Source organism: Dethiosulfovibrio salsuginis (genome assembly GCF_900177735.1).
GTDB classification, from domain to species: domain Bacteria; phylum Synergistota; class Synergistia; order Synergistales; family Dethiosulfovibrionaceae; genus Dethiosulfovibrio; species Dethiosulfovibrio salsuginis.
Genome location: NZ_FXBB01000015.1, coordinates 31,904 through 52,580, shown reverse-complemented (window position 1 = coordinate 52,580; position 20,677 = coordinate 31,904). Strand labels below are relative to the sequence as shown.

The 20,677-nt window shown below is 54.7% G+C and carries 19 protein-coding genes; 5 read left to right on the top strand and 14 right to left on the bottom strand.

The genetic code is table 11. The annotated features are described in order from the left end of the window. Nucleotides 1-92: 92 nt before the first annotated feature. Together B9Y55_RS07015 and bioB are read right to left on the bottom strand one after the other, a co-directional pair. Nucleotides 93-749, bottom strand: coding sequence for a GntR family transcriptional regulator (locus B9Y55_RS07015; protein ID WP_085544651.1), 657 nt, complete (start codon nucleotides 747-749; stop codon nucleotides 93-95). 225 nt (nucleotides 750-974) lie between these two features. Beyond that, the gene (gene bioB / locus B9Y55_RS07010; RefSeq protein ID WP_085544650.1) at nucleotides 975-1,883 is read right to left on the bottom strand and encodes a biotin synthase BioB; all 909 of its coding nucleotides are present in this window, start codon (nucleotides 1,881-1,883) and stop codon (nucleotides 975-977) included. A 148-nt stretch (nucleotides 1,884-2,031) separates the two neighbouring features. On the opposite strand from bioB, the gene B9Y55_RS07005 reads away from it, so the two are divergent. Continuing rightward, entirely contained in the window at nucleotides 2,032-2,238 is a 207-nt protein-coding gene (locus B9Y55_RS07005; protein WP_085544649.1) for a hypothetical protein, read from the top strand. Here B9Y55_RS07005 and B9Y55_RS07000 read toward each other — a convergent pair. Further along, entirely contained in the window at nucleotides 2,211-3,584 is a 1,374-nt protein-coding gene (locus tag B9Y55_RS07000) for an aminotransferase-like domain-containing protein (RefSeq protein ID WP_159448271.1), read from the bottom strand. The two genes, B9Y55_RS07005 and B9Y55_RS07000, sit on opposite strands and share 28 nt — an antisense overlap. A gap of 104 nt (nucleotides 3,585-3,688) precedes the next feature. Here B9Y55_RS07000 and B9Y55_RS06995 point away from each other — a divergent pair, with 104 nt between their 5' ends. Next, complete coding sequence (locus B9Y55_RS06995) at nucleotides 3,689-4,543, top strand: HAD family hydrolase (protein WP_085544647.1); 855 nt, start codon at nucleotides 3,689-3,691, stop codon at nucleotides 4,541-4,543. On the opposite strand, the gene B9Y55_RS06990 is transcribed toward B9Y55_RS06995, so the two are convergent. Next, complete coding sequence (locus B9Y55_RS06990) at nucleotides 4,526-6,049, bottom strand: AMP-binding protein (RefSeq protein ID WP_234986167.1); 1,524 nt, start codon at nucleotides 6,047-6,049, stop codon at nucleotides 4,526-4,528. The genes B9Y55_RS06995 and B9Y55_RS06990 overlap by 18 nt on opposite strands. Next, nucleotides 6,025-7,413, bottom strand: coding sequence for a P-loop NTPase family protein (locus B9Y55_RS06985; protein ID WP_085544646.1), 1,389 nt, complete (start codon nucleotides 7,411-7,413; stop codon nucleotides 6,025-6,027). Before B9Y55_RS06985 ends, B9Y55_RS06990 begins: the two co-directional genes overlap by 25 nt. A gap of 99 nt (nucleotides 7,414-7,512) precedes the next feature. Here B9Y55_RS06985 and asnS point away from each other — a divergent pair, with 99 nt between their 5' ends. Next, on the top strand, nucleotides 7,513-8,817 hold the full coding sequence (gene asnS / locus B9Y55_RS06980; RefSeq protein ID WP_085544645.1) for an asparagine--tRNA ligase: 1,305 nt from the start codon (nucleotides 7,513-7,515) through the stop codon (nucleotides 8,815-8,817). Nucleotides 8,818-8,847: 30 nt separating this feature from the next. On the opposite strand, the gene B9Y55_RS06975 is transcribed toward asnS, so the two are convergent. The 6 genes from B9Y55_RS06975 to B9Y55_RS06950 form a co-directional block, all read right to left on the bottom strand. Continuing rightward, complete coding sequence (locus B9Y55_RS06975; protein WP_085544644.1) at nucleotides 8,848-9,231, bottom strand: Fur family transcriptional regulator; 384 nt, start codon at nucleotides 9,229-9,231, stop codon at nucleotides 8,848-8,850. A 25-nt stretch (nucleotides 9,232-9,256) separates the two neighbouring features. Then, on the bottom strand, nucleotides 9,257-9,427 hold the full coding sequence (locus B9Y55_RS06970) for a winged helix-turn-helix domain-containing protein (protein WP_085544643.1): 171 nt from the start codon (nucleotides 9,425-9,427) through the stop codon (nucleotides 9,257-9,259). Nucleotides 9,428-9,439: 12 nt separating this feature from the next. Continuing rightward, nucleotides 9,440-10,000 carry a peroxiredoxin gene (locus B9Y55_RS06965; RefSeq protein WP_085544642.1) on the bottom strand — a complete coding sequence of 187 codons (561 nt, stop codon included), beginning with the start codon at nucleotides 9,998-10,000 and terminating at the stop codon, nucleotides 9,440-9,442. 131 nt (nucleotides 10,001-10,131) lie between these two features. Next, nucleotides 10,132-11,409: a Glu/Leu/Phe/Val family dehydrogenase gene (locus tag B9Y55_RS06960; RefSeq protein WP_085544641.1), complete on the bottom strand. Its 1,278-nt coding sequence runs from the start codon at nucleotides 11,407-11,409 to the stop codon at nucleotides 10,132-10,134. Between the two features lie 111 nt (nucleotides 11,410-11,520). Further along, the gene (alr, locus tag B9Y55_RS06955; RefSeq protein WP_085544640.1) at nucleotides 11,521-12,654 is read right to left on the bottom strand and encodes an alanine racemase; all 1,134 of its coding nucleotides are present in this window, start codon (nucleotides 12,652-12,654) and stop codon (nucleotides 11,521-11,523) included. An 85-nt stretch (nucleotides 12,655-12,739) separates the two neighbouring features. Beyond that, nucleotides 12,740-14,125: an alanine/glycine:cation symporter family protein gene (locus tag B9Y55_RS06950; protein ID WP_085544666.1), complete on the bottom strand. Its 1,386-nt coding sequence runs from the start codon at nucleotides 14,123-14,125 to the stop codon at nucleotides 12,740-12,742. 276 nt (nucleotides 14,126-14,401) lie between these two features. Here B9Y55_RS06950 and B9Y55_RS06945 point away from each other — a divergent pair, with 276 nt between their 5' ends. Beyond that, nucleotides 14,402-15,625 carry a pyridoxal phosphate-dependent aminotransferase gene (locus B9Y55_RS06945; protein WP_234986166.1) on the top strand — a complete coding sequence of 408 codons (1,224 nt, stop codon included), beginning with the start codon at nucleotides 14,402-14,404 and terminating at the stop codon, nucleotides 15,623-15,625. Nucleotides 15,626-15,661: 36 nt separating this feature from the next. Here B9Y55_RS06945 and B9Y55_RS06940 read toward each other — a convergent pair whose 3' ends face one another. The 3 genes from B9Y55_RS06940 to B9Y55_RS06930 form a co-directional block, all read right to left on the bottom strand. Beyond that, nucleotides 15,662-15,868: a hypothetical protein gene (locus B9Y55_RS06940; RefSeq protein WP_085544638.1), complete on the bottom strand. Its 207-nt coding sequence runs from the start codon at nucleotides 15,866-15,868 to the stop codon at nucleotides 15,662-15,664. 489 nt (nucleotides 15,869-16,357) lie between these two features. Then, nucleotides 16,358-17,236, bottom strand: a complete 879-nt coding sequence (locus tag B9Y55_RS06935) for an RluA family pseudouridine synthase (RefSeq protein ID WP_085544637.1) — start codon at nucleotides 17,234-17,236, stop codon at nucleotides 16,358-16,360. Nucleotides 17,237-17,240: 4 nt separating this feature from the next. Next, nucleotides 17,241-18,287 (bottom strand): 3'-5' exoribonuclease YhaM family protein, encoded by a 1,047-nt coding sequence (locus B9Y55_RS06930; protein WP_085544636.1) that lies wholly within the window; start codon nucleotides 18,285-18,287, stop codon nucleotides 17,241-17,243. 126 nt (nucleotides 18,288-18,413) lie between these two features. Between B9Y55_RS06930 and B9Y55_RS06925 the strand changes: the two genes are divergently transcribed. Then, nucleotides 18,414-20,537, top strand: a complete 2,124-nt coding sequence (locus tag B9Y55_RS06925) for a CDC48 family AAA ATPase (RefSeq protein ID WP_085544635.1) — start codon at nucleotides 18,414-18,416, stop codon at nucleotides 20,535-20,537. Nucleotides 20,538-20,677: the final 140 nt, after the last annotated feature.

Sequence of the window (20,677 nt, the reverse complement as noted above, 5' to 3'; positions counted from 1 at the left end):
CAATGCTTGAGCTTTTCGTCTCAGAAAATATGTCACACCATATTTATCCCCAGAAGAAGGCCTATTTTCTCACAGACCGAGGCTTTAGGGTATTAGGCTTCGTCGGAAAGCTTTAGGCAGGAAACCGATCGCCGAAGATGAGACCTCATAAGGTCCACAGCCAGAGAGGAGTCCCTCTTCTCCAGGGCTCCGATTATGGCCTTATGCTCGCCTATGGTGGGGTTTTCGTCCTGCTCGTAAAAGGGATCGAAGAAAACCACATAGGCGTTGGTTCTGGCCAGGATATTCTCTATGTAGTCGCTCAGAATGCGGTTGCTGCTGGCCTCAGCGACGGTCCGATGAAACCCCTCGTAAGCCTCCAGATAGAACTCCAGGTTCTTATCCTCCACCGCCCTGACCTCGTCGAGAATGTATTCCTCCATCCGGCGAAGATGTTTATCCTGCACCTTTTCCGCCGCAGCGGACACCGAGAGGCATTCAAGCATCTCCCTGACTATAAACGTATCCTCCATCTCCTTGGCGCTAGGGGACGCCAAGCGGGCCCCGCTGTTAGGTATTATTATCACCAGACCCTCGCTGGACAGCCTTCTGAGGGCCTCTCTGACCGGGGTTCTGCTCACCCCCATCTGGACCGCCACGTTTACCTCCGGCAACCTCTGACCGGGTTTGAGCTGTTTCGTTATGATCTTGTGCCTGAGTTCCTGATAGGCGTAATCTGCCGAAGTAGTGTATATCCTCGAATCTCTCATGGTTGATCTCCCCCCGTAAAAAGACGAATTGTACAATTGTCTTAATAGTACCATGAACAGAAGAGATATACAATCTCGCCTTGGAGCGCGAACGTAATATCCCTTCGCGCTCCGTATCTTTATCTGGACTTAAGGGTTCCGTCGTTCTCGTAGTCCTCGAGGGATAGGCTGACCAACTTAGCCAAGGCGATCAGGGCCACTAAGTTAGGCAAGACCATCAGCCCGTTAAAAATTGGACAATTTAAGGCCTAGGGACCTTATGAGTCCCACATCCTTGCTCACATCGCTACCAGACGTCGTCAAATAGTCCCCAGTAAGGAGGCCCCCTATCCCTCCTTTAAGGCCTCTGCTAACCTGCTCTCCCAGACACGATCTTCCTCCTGCGTAACGGATCGTGGCCCAGGGCAGGGCTATCTGGGCGACAGCACCCCACCGAAGAACGGTATCGACCCTAGGAGGAGAAGCTCCTTCCATAGGGGTTCCTCCGACAGGGATAAGGCAGTTTATAGGGACCGATTCGACCTTGAGCTCCCTTAACGCCAGAACCATCTCCGCCCTGTCCAGGTCACCCTCACCTAACCCCCAAAGCCCTCCAGAGCATAGCTCTAAACCGCAGCCTCTGGCGACCTTCAAGGTCTCGATCTTGTCCATAAAGCCGTGAGTAGCGCATATTTGAGGGAAAAACCTCGGACCGGTCTCCAGATTGCAGTGATATCGGGATAACCCAGAGGTGGCGAGCCGTCTCATCTGAGGTTCGGAGAGTAAGCCATGGGACCCGCAGAGCCCTATCCCTATTTCGGATAGAGACTCGTAGATGGAGCAAAAAAAATCGACTTCCCTATCGGAGAGGGACCTTCCGCTGGTCACCAGCGATAACCTGGAAATCCCCGACTCCAGACAGCGGTAACCGACACTCAACGCCTGGTCTTTAGTTATCATCGCCTTAGGCCCCGAATATCCCCATCGACCTGATTGGGCACAGAAGACGCAATCCTCGCTACAACAGCCTGACTTGGCGTTGACGATGGAACACAGCTCAACTACCGCCCCTCTTTGGCACCTCACTTCATAGGCCCTAGCCAACAGATCGTCAAGATCCAGGTTAAGAAGCTCAAGCAAATCCTCGGACTTCATGGTCAACCACTCCCCCTCGCAGGATAACAAACACCTGGTAGGTTAACATACCCAGTAGATATTCGTCAACTTAAAAAACCTATCGGTTAACATAACCCCTTCCACCCTATGGTATCATTTACGGACAAAACGGAGAGGAGCGATATCTATGAGAATGGTCGTCATGTGGCTATCGATAACGACTTTGGTGCTTTACGGCTACGCCCTGGCGGGGATGGGAGGGTATCTGCTGGGACGAGGAAGGATAGACTATATAGTCCTAGGGCTTCTTGGAGGATCGGCCACCGCTGCGACAGCTCTATGGCTTTGGAAGAAAAACATCCACCGCTATTTTCCTCCTGAACAGGATAAATAGCGTCTCAAAGAGCGATACAGCGACTCTACAGCTGGAGGTATGGAAGTACAGTCGATGTCCGAAACCGATAGCCTCACCGCCTCGACAGGAGATCCATCTATGGAAAACGACCTTCCAGGGGAGAGTGAAAGTCCATCTCTAAGGGCCACCTCGGCCACCTGCTCTCCCTCCAGCCCAGGGGTGGACAGCCAAAGGTATATGCCTCCCTGAGGCATTAAATAACGCCAAGGTAGGCCTTTTTTGCTTAACTCGGAGGAAAGCTTTTTCATCCTACAGGCCATCTCCAACCGAACCCTCTCCAGGGCCAGTTCTAACCCCCCGGAGGATATGAATCTCCGGGCTATGCACTGGACCAAAGAGGACGCCGGGCCCCCTCTTTGGCCTAGAGAGGACAAAAAAGACTCCCTCGCTTTAGAGGGAACCATAGAATATCCCAGTCTCATTCCGGGAAACAGAGCCTGGCTGAAGGATCCCAGGTATATCAGTCTCTCACCATCGTCCATCGACCTCATAGCGGGAACGCTTGTCTGTCCGTACCGAAGCTCTCCGTAGGCGTCGTCCTCCACTATCCACAGCCCTTTTTTATGGGACAGGTCTAGAATCGCCTCCCTCTCGGTAAGATCTATGGTCATGCCGGTGGGGTTAGCGAAGCTGGGAACCAGGTAAACCGCACTATCCTCCAGAGAACTTTCCATGAGAGCCAGAAGATGGTCGTGATCGTCGAAGGGAACTACCTTCAATCCCTCCGCCTGGGCAAGGCTCCACGCAGCAGGGTAGTTTAACCTGTCCATCAGGATGGAGGAAACCCCTATTCCTCTCAGAAAAGCAAAAGACACGACGAGACCTTGCCTTCCTCCAGATGTAACTATCACGTCCCGCCAGTCCCCCGGTATACCTCTCGACGCACTGTGGAGCACCAGACTGTGGCGAAGTCCCTCTAGCCCCGCTAAAGAACTGTCCCTTAAGGCCTCCGCTCCCTCCCTGGAGAGGACGTCCCTCGCTATGCGAGAAAGCTCCGCCACCGGCACCAGATAGGAAGAGGGGGATTCGCCATCCATAGACCAAAGAGGAGAGGCGACGTCGTGGACATCCTGAGAGATATCGAAATCGCCGGAGACAAAGGCACCGCTTCTACCTCTCTGGACGACTACAGACCTCTCCTCAAGAGCTCTATAGGCCTCGACGACGGTCATCCTGCTGACGCCCAGGCTTTGAGCGAAAGACCGACTGCCTGGAAGTCTCTCTCCAGGCGAAAGGGCCCCTAGGTGAATCATCCTTTCGAGGTGATCCGCCAGTTGGCGATAAAGAGGGGTAGGACAGTTTCGTCTAAGGGGAATCTCTATCATAAATATAAGCCTCCTTGTCATACTACCTGAGGTAACCCCCTTGCCTTTAAACCGATAAGCATCTAGAATAGATCGTCATTTCTAATCAGCTGGAGGAGTTAATTATGGCGATTCTATCACCGCTAAAGGCGGACTGCATTATTTTCGACGTAGACGGGGTATTGATGGATACGGCCAAATCTTTCCCCGAGGTAATAAGGGAATCCATACCGAGGGTATGGGAGCATATACTGGGACGGAATAACGATTCATCCCCTTTCACCGTAAGGCACTTTGAGGTTTCCAAGAGATTTTCATTTTTAAACGACGATTACGATATCTGCTGGGGAATCCTTTCCCTCGCGGCGGCTAAGGGCAAAAACGGCCTAGATGAGAGCTTCCCGACCCCCTGGGAGTGGGAGGAAAAACTGAAAGAGGCCGAAGACTCCGGCCAAACTTTTACAGCGTGGGTAAAAGAGTCTATAGGCGACATTCTGCCCTACGAGCAGACCAGAAAGATCTGCGAAGAGCTCTACTTTGGAGAGGAGAAAACCCTCGAGATCCTCAGGAGAAAGCCGGTGTTCGAGGGAGATCCTGGGCTGTGGAGAAACGAGAGGCCTCTGCTTAACCGCAACTGGAGGAAAATCCCTCTGCCTGTAGGCATATACACCGGCAGATCCAGAAAGGAACTTTCTCTCGCCCTTCTCGCCCTTGGATGGGAGGACCTCCCAGGAGACCGAGCGGTGTGTTCCGACGACGGAATAAAAAAACCCTCTCCTGAAGGGCTTGAGACGGTCTGCCACAGGCTGGGGAAATCCTGGCCCCTGTTTTTTGGGGACACCGCCAGCGACAGAGCCGCTCTCAAAGCCTTTGGAAGAGGGGATTTTATAGCCATAGGCAACATCCTTAAGGACTCGGAGTTCAGGTTCTCCAAGGTAGAGGACGCCATAAGGGCCTTAGGGCTATCGCTTTCCGCCTAACTCGTCCCTTAAAACACGCCGCAGGACCTTACCTAGACTGTTCCTAGGGAGATTCTGGACAAAATGGATCTTCCTGGGGACCTTATAGTGAGCCAGTTTTTCCTTGCAGTAGGCTATGAGATCGGAGGAAGAGATATCCTCCCCTTCGGCGATAACGTAGCCGTGGGGAACCTGTCCGCTCATCGAGTTTGAACGGCCCACCACCGCCGCCTCCTTAACCCCAGGAAAAGAGACCAACACGTTCTCGACCTCCTGAGGATATACGTTAAAACCTCCTACGATTATCACATCGGAAGCCCTGTCCATTATGGAGACATAACCGGACCCATCGACGACAACCACATCGCCGGTGTTAAACCAGCCATCCTCGAACCTATCGCCTGTCCCAGGGAGACTTCCGAAGTATTCGGTCACCACAGAGGGGCCTCTCACCCACAGGATCCCCTCCTCGCCGACGTCCAAAACCACTCCATCCTCGGACCTAACCTGCCACTCCACCTGGTCCAGAATGGGGCCTGCGGTCCCAAGTTTTCTGGAGCTATAATCGGGATTCACCGCAAGCACCGGGGAACACTCGGTCAGACCGTAACCCTCGAGAACGGGGACTCCGAAGACGTCCTCCACCCGACGGTCAAGCTCAGGTGGGAAACGGTCTCCACCGCTGATTATCAGCCTTATGGAGGAGAAACGCCTTCCGGCCTTAGACGCTCCTGCGACAAGGAAGCGAAGCATAGTGGGGACTCCAACCATAACGGTGACCTCAGAGAGATCTATACAGTCCAAGACCCTCTCGGGGGGCATAAAAGAGGGCATAATCGCCTGCCGACAACCGGTTATAAGGGGCAGTATTCCGCTCACCACGAAACCTAATGTATGGAAGTTAGGCAACACGTTGAGGAAAACGTCCTCTTCGTTTATCATCCTGACTTTATCCAGAGACTGCTGGACGTCGCTTATAACGTTATTATGGGTAAGGGGAACCGCCTTAGGCCTTCCGGTAGTGCCTGATGTGGCGAAAAGCAGGGCTATGTCGTCGCTGGAGGGAGCACAGCTTTCGCATCGAAAGGGCTCTCCCTCTCCTTCAGGGGAGATGGACGACCACCCTACCTCGGCTAGATCCAACGCAGGGGCGAGTTTCTCGGCGATAGACTCCCCTACCACCACCGTCGAAGGCTCTCCGTGTTTTAAGGCGGCCAACAGTCCCTCCGCACCGGAGGCGGGGTTTAAAGACGCTACCGTCCCCCCTAGCCTCCAACAGGCCAGGGACAGGGCCAACAGGGCGGGGCAGTTAGGCATCAAAACCGCCAAACGGTAACCTCTAAGAAAGCCTGCCCTTGCCAAAGAGGCCTCCATCCTGGAAGCGAGGTCAAAAATCTCCTGCGCCTTCCACCATGTTCCGTCCCACCAAAGGATAGGGTCCTCATCGCTCCATCTATCCCTTACGACATCCTCTATTCTGACCATTCGCTCCACCTCCAGATCTATCTGGTCTCGGTCCTGATCCACCGCTTTATCAGCTCAGGACAGCTCCACAGCTCTATCTTTGCCTGACTGCCTACGGTCTTTCTTATCTTCCAAATGGCCTCTCCTAGCTCTTTCTTCGTGTCCGATTCCCGAAGGGCCCAGGAACAGAGCCCTTTACCGGGGATTCCCAGGGAGGATTTCATAAAGCCCGAGAGGTAGCCTCTCATCTTTTCCCCTTCCTCGTAGTGCAAGGTCTCTCTGGCCCCCGGTAGAGGCTCTATATCCACCGCCACACCTTCACCTCTAAAATGGGGAGCTACGATAACCCCTTCCTCGAAGGCGCCTAACCCAGCGACTCGATCCATGCTGTCCTCCGAAAGGGCATACCACTTTCCCCATACCGAGGAAAAGCCGCCGTTGATCAAGGTGGCCCTGCCCCTCAGAGGGAGGTTAATTACCTGGTCGAACAGAGGACGGTTGTTGATCAGCCTCTTCAGTGCCACGTGCCCTAGCCCGTGAGGAAAGTAGATCGCTTTAGCCTCCGGTGGGACAATCTCCCTGGTCAAAGACACCGGGATAATCCGGCATCCGATAGCCCGAAAGAGGGCTATATCGTTATCTATTCCCATGGAAAGAGAGTCGTCGGTAATGATCGCCACAGCAGGAGCACCGGACAGAGGCTCTATGGATTTTGCTGGCACGTCAAGATTAGTTCGATATTCACCGAAAGCCATGAGAGCGGACCAGTCTATCTGCCCCGTCATAGACTTAAGCTGGGAACCTAAGGTGACTATAGGCTGAGCTACCCTTGGATCGGAACAGAGATCCACCACCGAAATCATACGCCTCTCCATGTATCTAGGGACGTAGCCCAGGGCCATAGACGGAATGGACCGTCCCAGCTCTATCTCTAAAAGCTGGTATTCCCTGGGATTAAGGACCGAGGAAAAAACCGCGCCGTAGAGGTCTACGTTTTCCTTCGAAAATCTCTCCCATACCCCTGCCATCACCCTGGCGGTGATACTTGCCAAGGGGTTTGCGTGGACCATGGAGACCACGCCACAGTCGAGGATCCTGGCCAAGTCCACGGTGCCCTGGTTAATCACCATTCGGTCCTCGGCGACGGCAACCCCTAAGGGGGATAGAATTAGATTCAGACAGTCTCCCTTAGCCATAGACCCGAAGAAAAACCGAACCTCCGATTCGCTTTTGAACTGAAGAGGATCGATGGAAAATACCTCCTGACCGGTTCCCAGGGAAAGCATCCTGAGATAGCGGTCGTCGATCCCTCCGGCAAAAAGCCTCAGAGGAATCCCCATTGATCTGATAGTGGCCGCCAGAACGATTCCGAGGGGAATTACATCTTCCCGCCGCTCGTCGGCTATCATAAGTCGAGGAAAATCCAAGCAAAGCCCTCCCACTGTGACAAAATGAAATCTCAAACTTAGTGTATCATATACTTGCCCTGTTTCGGGAAGATAAAGAACGACGAGGAGGCTTTACTCATGGGAACACCTTGGATAAGCATCAAAGAAATGATAGGTCACCTAGGAGAAGAGGTGGTCATCAAGGGATGGATGTACAACAAAAGGAGCTCCGGGAAGATCCATTTTCTCCAGATAAGGGATGGATCGGGTTTCGTCCAGGCGGTTATGGTGAAAAACGAGGTCTCCGAGGAGGCGTTCGACGAGGCTAAAAAGCTCTGGATGGAGACCTCTTTAGAGGTGACCGGAACGGTCAGGGCGGACGATAGGTCCGCATCAGGGGTGGAGTTATCGGTGTCGTCGATCAAGGTGGTCCACAACCCCACCGACGAATACCCTATCGGCAAAAAGGACCACGGCGTCGACTTCCTGCTGGACAACAGACACCTCTGGCTCAGAAGCCAGAGACAGAGAGCAATAATGACCGTCAGGGAGAGGATCATATGGTCCTGGAGGGAGTTCTTCCACAATAAGGACTTTATGCTGGTGGACAGCCCTATAATCACCGGAGCCATCGGGGAGGGTGCCTCGGGGCTCTTTGAGCTGGATTACTTCGACCAGAAAGCCTACTTGGCCCAGACAGGTCAGCTCTACGCCGAGGCGGCAGCGGCGGCCTACGGAAAGGTCTACTGTTTCGGCCCCACCTTCAGGGCGGAGAAATCAAAGACCAGAAGGCACCTCACCGAGTTCTGGATGCTCGAGCCGGAGGTGGCTTTCTACGACCACAAGGACAACATGGACCTCCAGGAAGAGCTTGTCCGATACACAGTAGAGCAGGTATTAGAGCACTGCCCCAAGGAGCTGGCCCTCCTTGAGAGGGACTTAGACCCCCTAAAATCGGTCACAGAGGGACCCTTCTATCACATCAACTACAGAGACGCGGTGGTCAAGCTGAACGAATTGGGAAGCTCTATAGCCTTCGGCGACGACCTAGGGGCGGAGGACGAGACCGTACTTACACAACAGTACGACAGGCCTATATTCGTCGAGTGCTACCCCAAAGGAGCCAAGGCCTTTTACATGAAGGAGAATCCCGACGACGTAGAGACGGTCCTCTGTGCCGACCTGCTGGCACCGGAGGGATACGGAGAGATCATAGGAGGTTCCCAGAGGGAGGACGATCTGGGCAAGCTGGTCTCCCGGATGGAGGCCGACGGCTTGGACATGGATTCCTACCAGTGGTACCTGGACCTCCGTCGTTACGGAACCTTCGTCCACAGCGGCTTCGGCATAGGGCTGGAGAGGACCGTCGCATGGATCTGCGGGCTTCATCATATACGGGAGGTTATTCCCTGGCCTAGGACCATATACAGGCTGAATCCCTAGTCCGCAAAAAGACGGTGGACAGCCCTAGGGCTATCCACCGTCTTTACACTTATCGCAAGGCGATATCAAAAGCAACCTATAGTCCGCCTCTCCGTACTCCTCAGGCAAAGAGGAACGATCGAGAGGATCTCCAGAGGGCCAAACATCCTTAACAGCTCCGCAGTGAGGGCACATAGAGTGGAGGTGCCTCTCGGGATTTCCCTCGTATCGGCAGGGGCCATCGGAGACCGGAAGCTTCCATATAGCGCCGGAATCACAGAGCTGATCCAGATTCCTGTAGATCGTACCTAAACTTACCTTAGGCATCTCCTCCCGAACCTTAAAGAGGACGTCCTCAGCGGTTGGGTGGAGCCCCTCCTGAGAGACCACGGCGAGGACGGCATCCCTCTGTTTAGACCGTCTCTGTATAACCATACATTCACCCCCAGGCTAACACCCCCTAGGGCAAGCCGTAATAGCACCTCTTAGGGGATATCACTTTCCCCTCGGCCTTAAGGCTTTTTAGGGCCTTTGAGACCGAATCTTTGTCCAATCCTGTAGCGTCGGCAACCTCCCCAGGTCTCATAGGACCGGAGGAAAGGGCCTCCAGTATTTTACCATGGTCTTCCATTCAGAACCCCTCCTATATCTTTCCGACTAAATCCTTACCGGGAACCATACCCTCGTCTCCAGGCTCCCAACTGGCGGGACATACCTGGCCGTGAGTGGCGGAGAACTTGGCGGCCTGAAGTTTCCGAAGAAGCTCCTTTGCACTGCGGCCTATGTCCAGATCGTGGATCTCCATGGCCTTCAGAACGCCGCTAGGATCTACGATAAAAGTCCCTCTTAGAGCGACACCGGAATCCTCCAGATATACACCGAAGTCCCTGCTTATCTTCCCGCTAGGGTCCGCCAGCATAGGAAACTTTATCTTGGCTATCGTAGGAGATGCCTCGTGCCAGGCCATATGGACGAACTCGGTATCGGTGCTTACGCTGAAGACCTCCGCTCCCTCTTCCACGAACTTATCGTAGTAGTCCGCCATCTCCCCGAGCTCGGTAGGACATACGAAGGTGAAATCGGCGGGGTAGAAGAACATCACTCGCCATTTACCGTCAGATTGGGAAAAATCTATGTTTTTCAGGTCTCCCTGGTGGAAAGCCATAGTCGAGAAATCTTGAACCTTATCGTTGATACGGTACATAATATCTCCTCCATTCAGTATCAGTAATCATTACTGATACTATAACAGCCCGATTCTCCTATGTCAAGGCACAAAAAATGCGGGGCCAAAGGCCCCGCTGATGGCGTTAGCTGTAACGATTGTGGCGAATACTAGAGGAATACGCCTCTCATCTTCACCGCATCGGCAACCCTCTGGATAGCTGCCATGAAGGCGGCCCGACGCATTTTGACGTTGTTCTTCTGGGAGTAGTCCCAGACCGTCTTGAAGTTGTCGGTCATGATACGGAGAAGCCTCTGGTTGTACTCCTCCTCGGTCCAGAAGAAACCGCCAAGATCCTGGCACCACTCGAAGTAGGATCCTACCACTCCGCCGGAGTTAGCGAGGAAGTCGGGCACGACGAGAACTCCCTTAGCGTCGAGGATGGCGTCTCCCTCAGGGGTGACAGGGCCGTTGGCTCCCTCGACGATGTACTTGGCCTTCACGCCGTCGGCGTTTTTGCCGTTGATGGCTCCCTCAAGGGCGCAGGGAAGGAGAACGTCGCAGTCCACTAGGACAAGGTCCGCCAGGTCTTTCTTCTCGAGACCGGCCTGCTCAAAGCCCTCAAGGAGCTTCTTGGGATGGTTGGTGACGTGCTCGACAGCCTTCTTTATGTCAAGACCGTCCTTGCAGTAGTAGGTCCCGGTGATGTCGCTGATCGCTACGACTTTGGCACCGGCGTCGATCATGGTGAGTCCAGCGTAGGTTCCGACGTTGCCGAATCCCTGAATAGCCACGGTTGCTCCCTCTACAGGGACGTTAAGGACGTTCAGAAGCTCGATAGCGCAGGTTGCCACACCGAGTCCAGTCGCGGCGGTACGGCCTTTGGATCCCCAAAGGGAGATAGGCTTGCCGGTGAATATCGCGGGCTCAAGTCTGCCGCGCATTCTGCTGATGGTGTCCATAAACCAAACCATCTCGGGGCCACCGGTGTTCACGTCAGGGGCAGGGATATCGGTCCAGGCTCCTACGACGGGCTCGATGCGAGCGGCAAAGGTACGGGAGACTCTCTCCTTTTCTTTAAGGGACATCTCAAGAGGGTTGCAGCATACCCCTCCCTTTCCTCCGCCGTAAGGGATCCCGGCGAGGGAACACTTCCAGGTCATCATAAAGGCGAGGGCCTCACACTCGTCCACACAGACCTCCTGGTGGAACCTGACTCCGCCTTTGGCGGGCCCTATAGCGGTAGAGTGGGCAACTCTGTATCCGTCAAAAACCTTGATAGAGCCGTCGTCCATCTCCACGGGGATAGACACACAGGTCTTTCTCTCCGAACGGCTTAGGATCTCCACAAGACCATCGTCAAGGCCCATCTCCTCTGCCGCTGCATAAAAGTTCTTAAGAGCCGTATCGAGCAACACGTTATCGGAAGTACGCTTCACCACTGCCATAAAACTACACCTCCTGCAAAATGTGCGATTTTTAACTTATCGCATAACAACCACATTCCCACATGATATTAGCACTATTTCCCCGTCAATACCAACCCCAATAAAGTCTGTCTATTGAGAATTGCTTTTATCCACGTATACCCTAGGAACCCTTTTGCTGAACATGATCGGTATTTCGTAATTAATCGTGTTTTGTCTAGCTCCGGCGAGGTCGTCTGGAGAGATAACCTGATCGCCCTGTTTGCCCACTATGACCACCTCATCGCCTACCGACACGTCCAATCCGGTGACGTTTATCATAGTCTGATCCATACAGATGTTGCCGACCTGGGGGACCATCCTGCCTTTAACCAACACGTTGATCTTCATCGAAAAAGCTCGAGATAGACCATCGGCGTATCCTATAGGCAAAACAGCTATACGTTCCTCCCCTCTTGTCATGTAACGAAGACCGTAGCCGACACCGCTACCTGGAGGCAAAGTCCTGAGGGCAGCGATAGAGGTTTTAACCTCGAAGGTAGGCCTCAGCTCTATCGGCCTTATACAGTCCGATGAAGGCCACATACCGTAGAGGATTACCCCAGGCCGACAACAGTCAAGGTGCTTTTCCGGAGAGTTTAACGTCCCAGCGCTGTTGCATACGTGCCTTAGAGGAACCCTTACACCTCGATCCTCGAGGATCGACAGGGCCCTCAGGTAACGGTCGTACTGGGTCTCCGTATAGTCCAGCCTCCCCTCGTCGGCGGTGGCGAAATGGGTAAAAAGGCCCTCCAGATGGAGACCTGGAAGGGCGGTTATCTCGTCGAGGACGGAGGGAAGCTCGTCGGGGAGGAAGCCGATTCGCCCCATGCCTGTATCGACTTTGAGGTGAATAACCCCACGGGATCCCTCTTTGACCGCCGCCTGGCTCAGAGCTTTGGCCATGTTCATATCGGTGATAGACACCGCCAGCCCCTGTCGAACGATCTCTCCGGCAGCACCGTAGGAGGTGGGGCCCATTATGAGGATAGATTCCCCTATCCCCGAATCCCTGAGGTGAAAGGCTTCGTCGGAGGTAGCCACGGCAAACCGCTGGCATCCCTCTTTAGACAAGCACCTAGCCACCTCAAGCACCCCATGACCGTAGGCATCCGCCTTGATCACCGACATAACCTGGACGGAGGGCCCTACGTGGTTTTTTATAGATCGGTAGTTAAAAGCCACGTTTTCCAGATTGACCTCCATCCTGCTAGGCCTGTATCCCACAGAAAACATCCCCCTTTTGTTTTATCCGCAAAAAACCGAGGCAAGAGACCGAAGGTCCCTCGCCCCTTTTTGTACCTGAAAGATCCTACTTCAAGGCTCCCTTGCGACGCTTATCGTCGAAGTCGTTGACCAGCTTTTTGATCTCGCTGGAGAGCCAGAGCAGGGCCACCAGGTTCGGTATGGCCATGAGGCCGTTCATAGTATCCGACATATCCCAGATGTTGGAGAGAAACTTCCCGCCCCCGCCGGAAGCTCCGACCAGAAGGACCACGATCCAGAGGATCTTGAATCCGTTGACCACCGGCTTGCTGTGGCCGAGGATGTAGGTCACGCTGGTCTCGCCGTACCAGTACCAGCCCAGTATGGTGGAGAAGGAGAAAAGGGCCAGCCCCACGGAGAGTATCATGACCCCTGTCTGACCGAGAACCAACTGGAAAGCCGAGAGGCTCAGCTGGGCACCGGTGAGAGTGGGCTCCGCTATAAGGGTGCCGGAGGTGAGGATCGCCAGAGCCGTAAGGGTACAGATCACGATGGTGTCGGTGAAAACCTCAAACAGCCCGTAGACTCCCTGACGGACAGGGTGATCGACGGTAGCGGCGGCGTGGACCATAGGCGCAGATCCAAGACCGGCTTCGTTGGAGAAGACTCCTCTCGCTATACCTCTGGTCAAAGCTGCCTTTATGGACCATCCCGCAATAGCGCCGGGCATGGCCATAGGGTCGGAGAAGGCGTACTTCATCGCGCTGGCAAAGGCATCAGGTATGTTAGCGCCGTGGACTCCTACGGTTATAACCGCTCCGATTATGTAGAAAACCGCCATGAAGGGGACCAGATAGGTGGTCACCTTAGCTATACCGGAGATACCGCCCATTATGACCGCCGCCGTCAGGATAGCCAGTACTATACCGGTGGCAAGGTGAGGTATCCCAAATCCCAGGGAAAGCCCCTCGGCGGTGGAGTTGGCCTGAATGGCGTTGCCTATGCCGAAGGACGCGAAAGAGGCGAAGAAGGCGAACGCCCAGGCGAGCCATTTCTGGCCAGTACCTTTCTCCAGGACGTACATGGTGCCGCCTCTCCACTGACCACCCTCGTCCTTCTCCCGGAAGTGGACCGCCAGGGTAACCTCGGCGAACTTGGTGGTCATGCCGAAAACAGCGGAGACCAGCATCCAGAAAAGAGCGCCCGGTCCGCCGAGGTGGAGGGCCGTGGCCACACCGGCTATGTTGCCTGTACCTACCGTGGAGGCCAGGGCCGTGGCCAGGGCTGCGAAGGAGGAGATCGATCCCTCGGTCTTACCCTGCTTCTTGCCTAGACTGCCGAAAACCTCTTTGAACATAAAACCAAAATACCTTATCTGAGGAACTCCTAAAATGACGGTCAGATAAATACCGGTACCGACCAAAAGGGTAAGGGTCCAGGGACCCCAAACAAAACCGTTTACTATGCCGTTAATCCTCATTACCGCTTCCATGGAGAAAAACCCCTCCTCGTGTATATAACTCAGAAAGCCTCCACGCCCCACTCGGGGGCACCTCTTGCCTACGGTCTCTACACCTTAACCGCCTTCACCTCCTCGAAAGCCTCTCTGCATGGGCTTGAATATCCGTCGAAAAAATCACGAAAAAGGGAAGTCGAGACAAAATCTTTGGATCAACCGCCCTAGAAGAATTATTCGCAATATAAATTCGACCCTTTCTATGTTATCATGAACTCGGGGAAACTCAAACAATATTTTTTTTCGAGGGAGATGTTGTCAGTGAGGTTTTCAGATCGCATCAGGTCAATGAACGAATCACCTATCAGAAAACTAGTGCCTATCGCAGCAGCAGCCAAAGCAAAAGGTAAGAAGGTGTATCACCTCAACATAGGCCAGCCGGATATAACGACTCCGCCGTCCTTCCTCCAGAGCATAAGGGACTTCAGCCAGGACGTCATAGCCTACGCCACATCCCCTGGAGATCCTAAACTCATCGACGCCATCATCGAGTATTACAAGGGATACGATATGCACTTTGAATCAGACGAGGTTCTGATAACCAACGGAGGCAGCGAGGCCCTGATGTTCGCCATGATGGCCCTTTGCGATCCAGGAGACGAGGTACTGGTCCCGGAGCCCTTCTACGCCAACTACAACGCCTTCAGCCGCTGCATCAACGTCAACGTAGTCCCTATCACCACAAAAGCGGAGGAGGGATTCCACCTTCCCTCGGAGGCGGAGATAGAGAGCAGGATAACCCCGAAGACCAGGGCCATCGTCCTGAGCAATCCAGGCAACCCTACAGGGGTCATATACAGCAGGGAGGAGATGGACATGCTCTCCCGGATAGTCAGGAAACACGACATGTCCATCGTCGCCGACGAGGTATACCGTGAGTTCGTCTACGACGGCCTTAAGTACACCAGCTTCGGCAACCTGCCCGAGATCGCCGACCGTGTTATCATCGTCGACTCGGTCTCCAAAAGGTACAGCGCCTGCGGAGCCAGGATCGGGTCTCTGGCGTCCAAAAACAAGGACTTCTCCAAGCAGGTCCTCAAACTCTGCCAGGGAAGGCTCTGCGTCCCGACACTGGAGCAGGTCGGAGCGACCGCCCTCTACGGAACTCCTACGTCCTACCTGGACGAGGTAAACGAGGAATACCAGAAGCGTCGCAACACCCTCTACAAAGCACTTAAGGAGATGCCCGGGGTTATATGCGAAGAGCCTAAAGGGGCGTTCTACGTGGTCATAAAGATGCCTGTAGACGACGCAGAGAAGTTTGCGGTGTGGATGCTGGAGCACTTCGATGTGAACAACGAGACCACTATGATAGCCCCCGCCGAGGGATTCTACAGCACCCCTGGCCTTGGCAGAAACGAGGCTAGACTGGCCTACGTCCTGAAAGACGAGGACCTGGCGAAGGCCATGGACATACTGAAAGCGGGCCTCGAGGCCTACCCCGGCAGGGTAGAGTCGGCGATACCGGCGATGTAAAAAAAGAGCCACTCCCTAGGGAGTGGCTCTTTTTTATCAGTGGCAGCCGGTACAGCCGCCGCAGCCCGAGGTCTCCTCCACGTAGGCGGAGGTAACCACCAGGTTGACCATCCAGAGAAAACCCTGAAGGTCTATTGAAACCGTATCTTCGTCAAACCCCAAATACTCGGGAACCCATACGGACATACCGTCGGACTTCAGTACCTGATAGCTGTCGGTGGACTCAGGTGCGCCGCTCTTCACGAGAACGGCCTGTCTGGCCCCTCAGCCAGCTCCGATGGTACCCTGAAAGACGGTGACCTCCGGCCCTATCTCCATAATTCTCTCTTTAGCTCTATCTGTGACGTTTAATTTAAGATCTCTCACAATCCACACCTCCATGGTATGATTTACTGAACCTATTATACCATGAGAGGGTATATGACACAACACATATTTTGGTATTTCTCGTCAGTCCATAAAAAAATGTTCTAGATGCCCTGTAGGGAAGCTCTGAAACGCTGACCCTCGGAGAGACCGTTCCGACGGAGCCCATTTGAGCCCGTATAATCGACATGCCGCCTTTGAGTACGAATGGGGCGACAGGACGTCGCCCCAAGCCGAGGGGGCACAGGACGTGCCCTCCGAGGCGGTTCGTACGAAACAGGCAGGTCGAGTATACGATTGGGCGAAACAGGGCGTAGGCGGAACGGTCTCTCCGAGGGGACTCAAAGGCGAGTTTCCAGGGATGCCCTATAGGGAATCCAGGTCCACCGATCTCTTCAGACAGGCCTGGACCATATCGTCGGGCAGAGGGGCCTCAAAAAGCAGGTCCCCAGTGGCCGCCATGGAGAGGGATATGGACCGAGCGTGAAGCATAGGTCGCCTCTCCCTCTGGTGAGGAGGACCGTATTTGATATCCCCTAACAGTGGGCGACCGATATGGGCCATGTGGACCCTTATCTGGTGGCTTCGGCCGGTGACCAGAACCACCTCGCAAAGGGTGCAACCCTCTCCACTGGCCAGAGGGGTGTACAGCGTAAGGGCATCCTGTCCTCTACGGTCTACTTTGACCTTGTTGCTATCCTGATCCTTTAGCAAAGGGGCGTCGACCCGACCGGCCTCTTTTATCTCCCCTGAGACCAACGCCCAATAGGTTTTGGTGATCTCCCTACCTCTCCACATAGAGGAGAGCTCCCTCAGCACCTTTCCCGACAGGGCCAGTATCATCACGCCGGAGGTGTTTCTGTCCAGCCTGTGAACCGCCTGAGGCTTGAACTCCCCACCTATAGACTGGGCCCTGGTCACCACCGAATCGCCGCCTTTGCTGTCAGGCTGGCTCAGAAGGCCGGGAGGTTTATCTATCACCCAGAGATGGTCATCTCTGTAGATGGTCTCCAGCGAACCTTTGCTCGAGACCACAACCGGATCCTCCGCCGGTTCCCATGGGACCACCACCTCCTGGCCCTCCATTAGCCGCTGATCGAAGGTGGCCCTTACCCCGTCCACTCGAACCTGTTTCTTTCTGAAAGCCTTCATCATGGCTCCGAGGGGCAGTGAGGGCCATATTCCCCTGATTACCTTGTCCAGCCGCCTACCGTCCTGATGGGACGACACCTTGAACCGGTCCAAGCTATCACTCCTGATCGGGACGCCACTTCCAGAAGCGCCTCTGGGTGGAGTAATTGAGCTCGGAGATTGAGTCCTCAGGAAGATCTCCGCCCTTAAGCTGGGACACCGAATCACTCCAGCAAAAGAGCTTAAAGTCGAGCTCGTCCGCCGCGGAGACAACCAGGGCCTCTGGGGTGGCAGGAAGGACAGGAGATCCGAACTCCCTATGGCCGTGGTGGCTGAGCAGTATATGCCCCAAGGCTGTCTTGGCGGTCACCGACAGGCCAAAGTCATCCGCCATACGGTTGAAACGGCTGAAGCCCAGGGCGATATGGTCTATGACCGTTCCCTGAACTGTCATACCGGGCCCGGGGTTCAGAACGTAGGCCTCCAGTTTCCCGAGATCGTGCAGAAGCCCACCTGCTACCACCGTCGACTGGTCGGGCCTGGCGGGCCCCTGAACCGCCTTGGCCATGGACAGTGCCAACTCGGTCACGGTGATAGAGTGCTCCAGTAGTCCATGGACGTAGGCGTGGTGATGGGACACCGCGGCGGGCATTATCCGAAACTGTTTCCAGGTCTCTCCCTCTTTGTCGAATAGAAAACGAAGGAAATCCCCGATCTCCCCGGAACAGCCCTCCACCAGGAGGTCGAACCTCTCCTCCAGTTCCGAGGGGTCTATGGGAGCGGTCTGGACGAAGGACTCGGGACGATACTCTTCCTTCTCCTGATCCACCAAATAGACCTGACTGAAGTTATACTGGCTCTTGCCCTTAAACTCCGCAACAGTGCCGTTGACCCCGATGGTGCTTCCCTTCAGGTTTGACACAAGGCTCGAAGAGGCTGGATCCTTTATCTCCGACTTTACGCCCTCTTTATAGTCCCACCACTGAGAGTTTCCCCAGACCTTGGCGTCTATGGCCCCGGTCTGATCCATTATGGTAAGGGTCCAGAAACTCTTACCGTTTTTGTCCTTTTTCTCGTGTATCTCCAGCACCACTCCGATGGAGGAGAATTTCTCCCCCACAGGCAGCGCCTTTATCTCCGCTACGCTCTTTCTGCTTTCAGCCATAAAACACACTCCCTTATATCCTGCTGGACCTTTCAGTATAGGACATGATATCCTAAAATGCGATGGGACACCTGTTTTTTATGCTAAAATTGATGTACAAAAGTTCACTCGAAAAGAGGTCTCGGTATGTTGCAGGTCAAGGACGGAAGCAAAAAGGACATAGGTAGAGGGATAGTGAGAATGGATCCCGCCGACATGGGAAGGCTGGGGTTGTCCGACGGAGAGATAGTGGAGATAAAGGGAACCAGGCGAACCCCTGTCAGGCTTCTGGCGACAGACCACGATAACTGTGGGCAGGAGGCTCTGTTCATGGACAACCTGACCAGAGGCAACGCAGGGCTGTCCCTGGACGATCGGGTCTCGGTACACAAGGTCCAGGTGGACTTCGCCATGGAGGTGACCATAAAGCCTATGACCACCATGCACCTACTGGAGAAGGACCTGGACCCTAAGCCCCTTAAGGAAAAGATAGGGGGCCTGCCGGTGATAAAGGGAGATCGAATCAGGCTCTCCCTGGGCGGCGGCAGGGACTGCGACTTCCAGATAGTATCCACCAAGCCCGGAGGTTCGGTCATGCTAGGGCCCGCTACTGAACTCACGGTGGAGAAAAGGACCGCTGGAGACAGAAACGAAGGGGTCAAATACAAAGACATAGGAGGCCTCTCCGGCCAGCTGAGCCGAATAAGGGAGATGATAGAGCTTCCACTCCGTTTTCCCCAGGCTTTTTTGCGACTGGGAGTCGAGCCACCGAAAGGGGTACTTCTCTACGGACCTCCCGGGACCGGCAAGACGGTCATAGCGAAAGCTGTGGCAAACGAGACGGAGGCCTGGTTCACCCATATATCTGGACCGGAGATCATAGGAAAATACTACGGCGAGAGCGAACAGAGGCTGAGACAGGTCTTCGAGGAGGCCCAGGCCCACGCTCCGTCCATAATTTTCATAGACGAGATAGACGCCATAGCCCCTAAGAGGGAGGAAATGGGCGGAGAAAAACAGGTCGAGCGGCGGGTAGTGGCTCAGCTGTTGGCGTTGATGGACGGACTCCAGGCCAGAGGTCAAATAGTTGTCATAGCGGCGACAAACCTCCCAAACAGCATAGACCCCGCTCTGAGACGGCCCGGCCGGTTCGACCGAGAGGTCCCGGTCCCTATCCCCGACAGAAAGGGCAGAGAGGAGATACTCCAGATCCACACAAGAGGGATGCCTCTAGCTAGAGACGTGGACCTAAGCAGAATCGCCGAGGTAACCCACGGCTTCGTAGGGGCGGACCTCGAGGTACTCGCCAAAGAGGCGGCAATGGCGGCTTTGAGGGGGATAATGCCCTCTATGGACTTCGAGGACCCTCAGGTCCCTTACGATAGGCTCAGGACCATGGAGATAGACATGAAGAACTTCTCTTCAGCGCTACGGGAGGTCGAGCCTTCCGCCATAAGGGAGGTCTTCGTCGAGAGGCCTAACGTCACCTGGGACGACGTAGGAGGACTGGACGACGTGGCCATGGAGCTGAGGGAAGCGGTTCAGTGGCCCCTGGAGCACGGCGACGTCTTTCGTCGGTTTCGGATCTCTCCACCTAAGGGAATAATGATCCACGGCCCGTCGGGGACGGGAAAGACCCTTATGGTGAAGGCACTGGCCAGGGAGAGCGGGGCGAACTACATCTCCGTTAAAGGCCCGTCCCTCATGTCCCGCTACGTAGGCGAGAGCGAGAGGGCCATCAGGGAGGTATTCAGAAAGGCAAAGCAGGCGGCCCCGTCGTTGCTGTGCTTCGACGAAATTGAATCGCTGGTCCCGGTGAGGGGAAAAGACGGAGGGGCCTCCTCCCAGTTTACCGATCGAGTCATAAGCCAGTTTCTCTCCGAGATGGGAGGCATGGAGGACATGGACGGAGTCATGGTTCTGGCGACCACAAACAGAATCGACCTGATAGACCCGGCGATGTTCAGCGCTGGCAGGTTCGATATGGTCATAGAGCTGCCTCTGCCGGACCACGACGGCAGGAGGGCCATATTCCAGGTCAACTTAAGGGAAAAACCTCTCGCCCAGGACGTAGATCTAGGGGAGCTCGCCAAAGCCACCGAAGGGGCTACAGGAGGGGAGATATCCATGATCTGCCGTATGGCGGCCACCGATGCGGTTAGGGAGTACATCCGGGCTGGAGAGACCGGGCAGCCCACGGTGGAGATGAGACACTTCCGTAAAGTGCTGGCGTCCAGGGGCAGGAAAAAACCGGTGAAAGAACCTCAGTAAGACGAAAATAGGGAGAGGACCTCTAGAGATCCTCTCCCTGTTCTTTTGAAGTGAATCTCTAAAAACTCACATTTGAGTCCCCTCGGAGAGACCGTCCCGCCTACGCCCTGTTTCGCCCAATCGTATACTCGACCTGCCTG

What these genes read in the sequence shown, in the direction of transcription:
- B9Y55_RS07015 (WP_085544651.1), bottom strand. Translation starts at nt 749, where the DNA reads ATGAGAGATTCGAGGATATACACTACTTCGGCAGATTACGCCTATCAG.
- bioB (WP_085544650.1), bottom strand. Translation starts at nt 1,883, where the DNA reads ATGAAGTCCGAGGATTTGCTTGAGCTTCTTAACCTGGATCTTGACGAT.
- B9Y55_RS07005 (WP_085544649.1), top strand. Translation starts at nt 2,032, where the DNA reads ATGAGAATGGTCGTCATGTGGCTATCGATAACGACTTTGGTGCTTTAC.
- B9Y55_RS07000 (WP_159448271.1), bottom strand. Translation starts at nt 3,584, where the DNA reads ATGATAGAGATTCCCCTTAGACGAAACTGTCCTACCCCTCTTTATCGC.
- B9Y55_RS06995 (WP_085544647.1), top strand. Translation starts at nt 3,689, where the DNA reads ATGGCGATTCTATCACCGCTAAAGGCGGACTGCATTATTTTCGACGTA.
- asnS (WP_085544645.1), top strand. Translation starts at nt 7,513, where the DNA reads ATGGGAACACCTTGGATAAGCATCAAAGAAATGATAGGTCACCTAGGA.
- B9Y55_RS06975 (WP_085544644.1), bottom strand. Translation starts at nt 9,231, where the DNA reads ATGGTTATACAGAGACGGTCTAAACAGAGGGATGCCGTCCTCGCCGTG.
- B9Y55_RS06970 (WP_085544643.1), bottom strand. Translation starts at nt 9,427, where the DNA reads ATGGAAGACCATGGTAAAATACTGGAGGCCCTTTCCTCCGGTCCTATG.
- B9Y55_RS06965 (WP_085544642.1), bottom strand. Translation starts at nt 10,000, where the DNA reads ATGTACCGTATCAACGATAAGGTTCAAGATTTCTCGACTATGGCTTTC.
- B9Y55_RS06960 (WP_085544641.1), bottom strand. Translation starts at nt 11,409, where the DNA reads ATGGCAGTGGTGAAGCGTACTTCCGATAACGTGTTGCTCGATACGGCT.
- B9Y55_RS06950 (WP_085544666.1), bottom strand. Translation starts at nt 14,125, where the DNA reads ATGGAAGCGGTAATGAGGATTAACGGCATAGTAAACGGTTTTGTTTGG.
- B9Y55_RS06945 (WP_234986166.1), top strand. Translation starts at nt 14,402, where the DNA reads ATGTTGTCAGTGAGGTTTTCAGATCGCATCAGGTCAATGAACGAATCA.
- B9Y55_RS06930 (WP_085544636.1), bottom strand. Translation starts at nt 18,287, where the DNA reads ATGGCTGAAAGCAGAAAGAGCGTAGCGGAGATAAAGGCGCTGCCTGTG.
- B9Y55_RS06925 (WP_085544635.1), top strand. Translation starts at nt 18,414, where the DNA reads ATGTTGCAGGTCAAGGACGGAAGCAAAAAGGACATAGGTAGAGGGATA.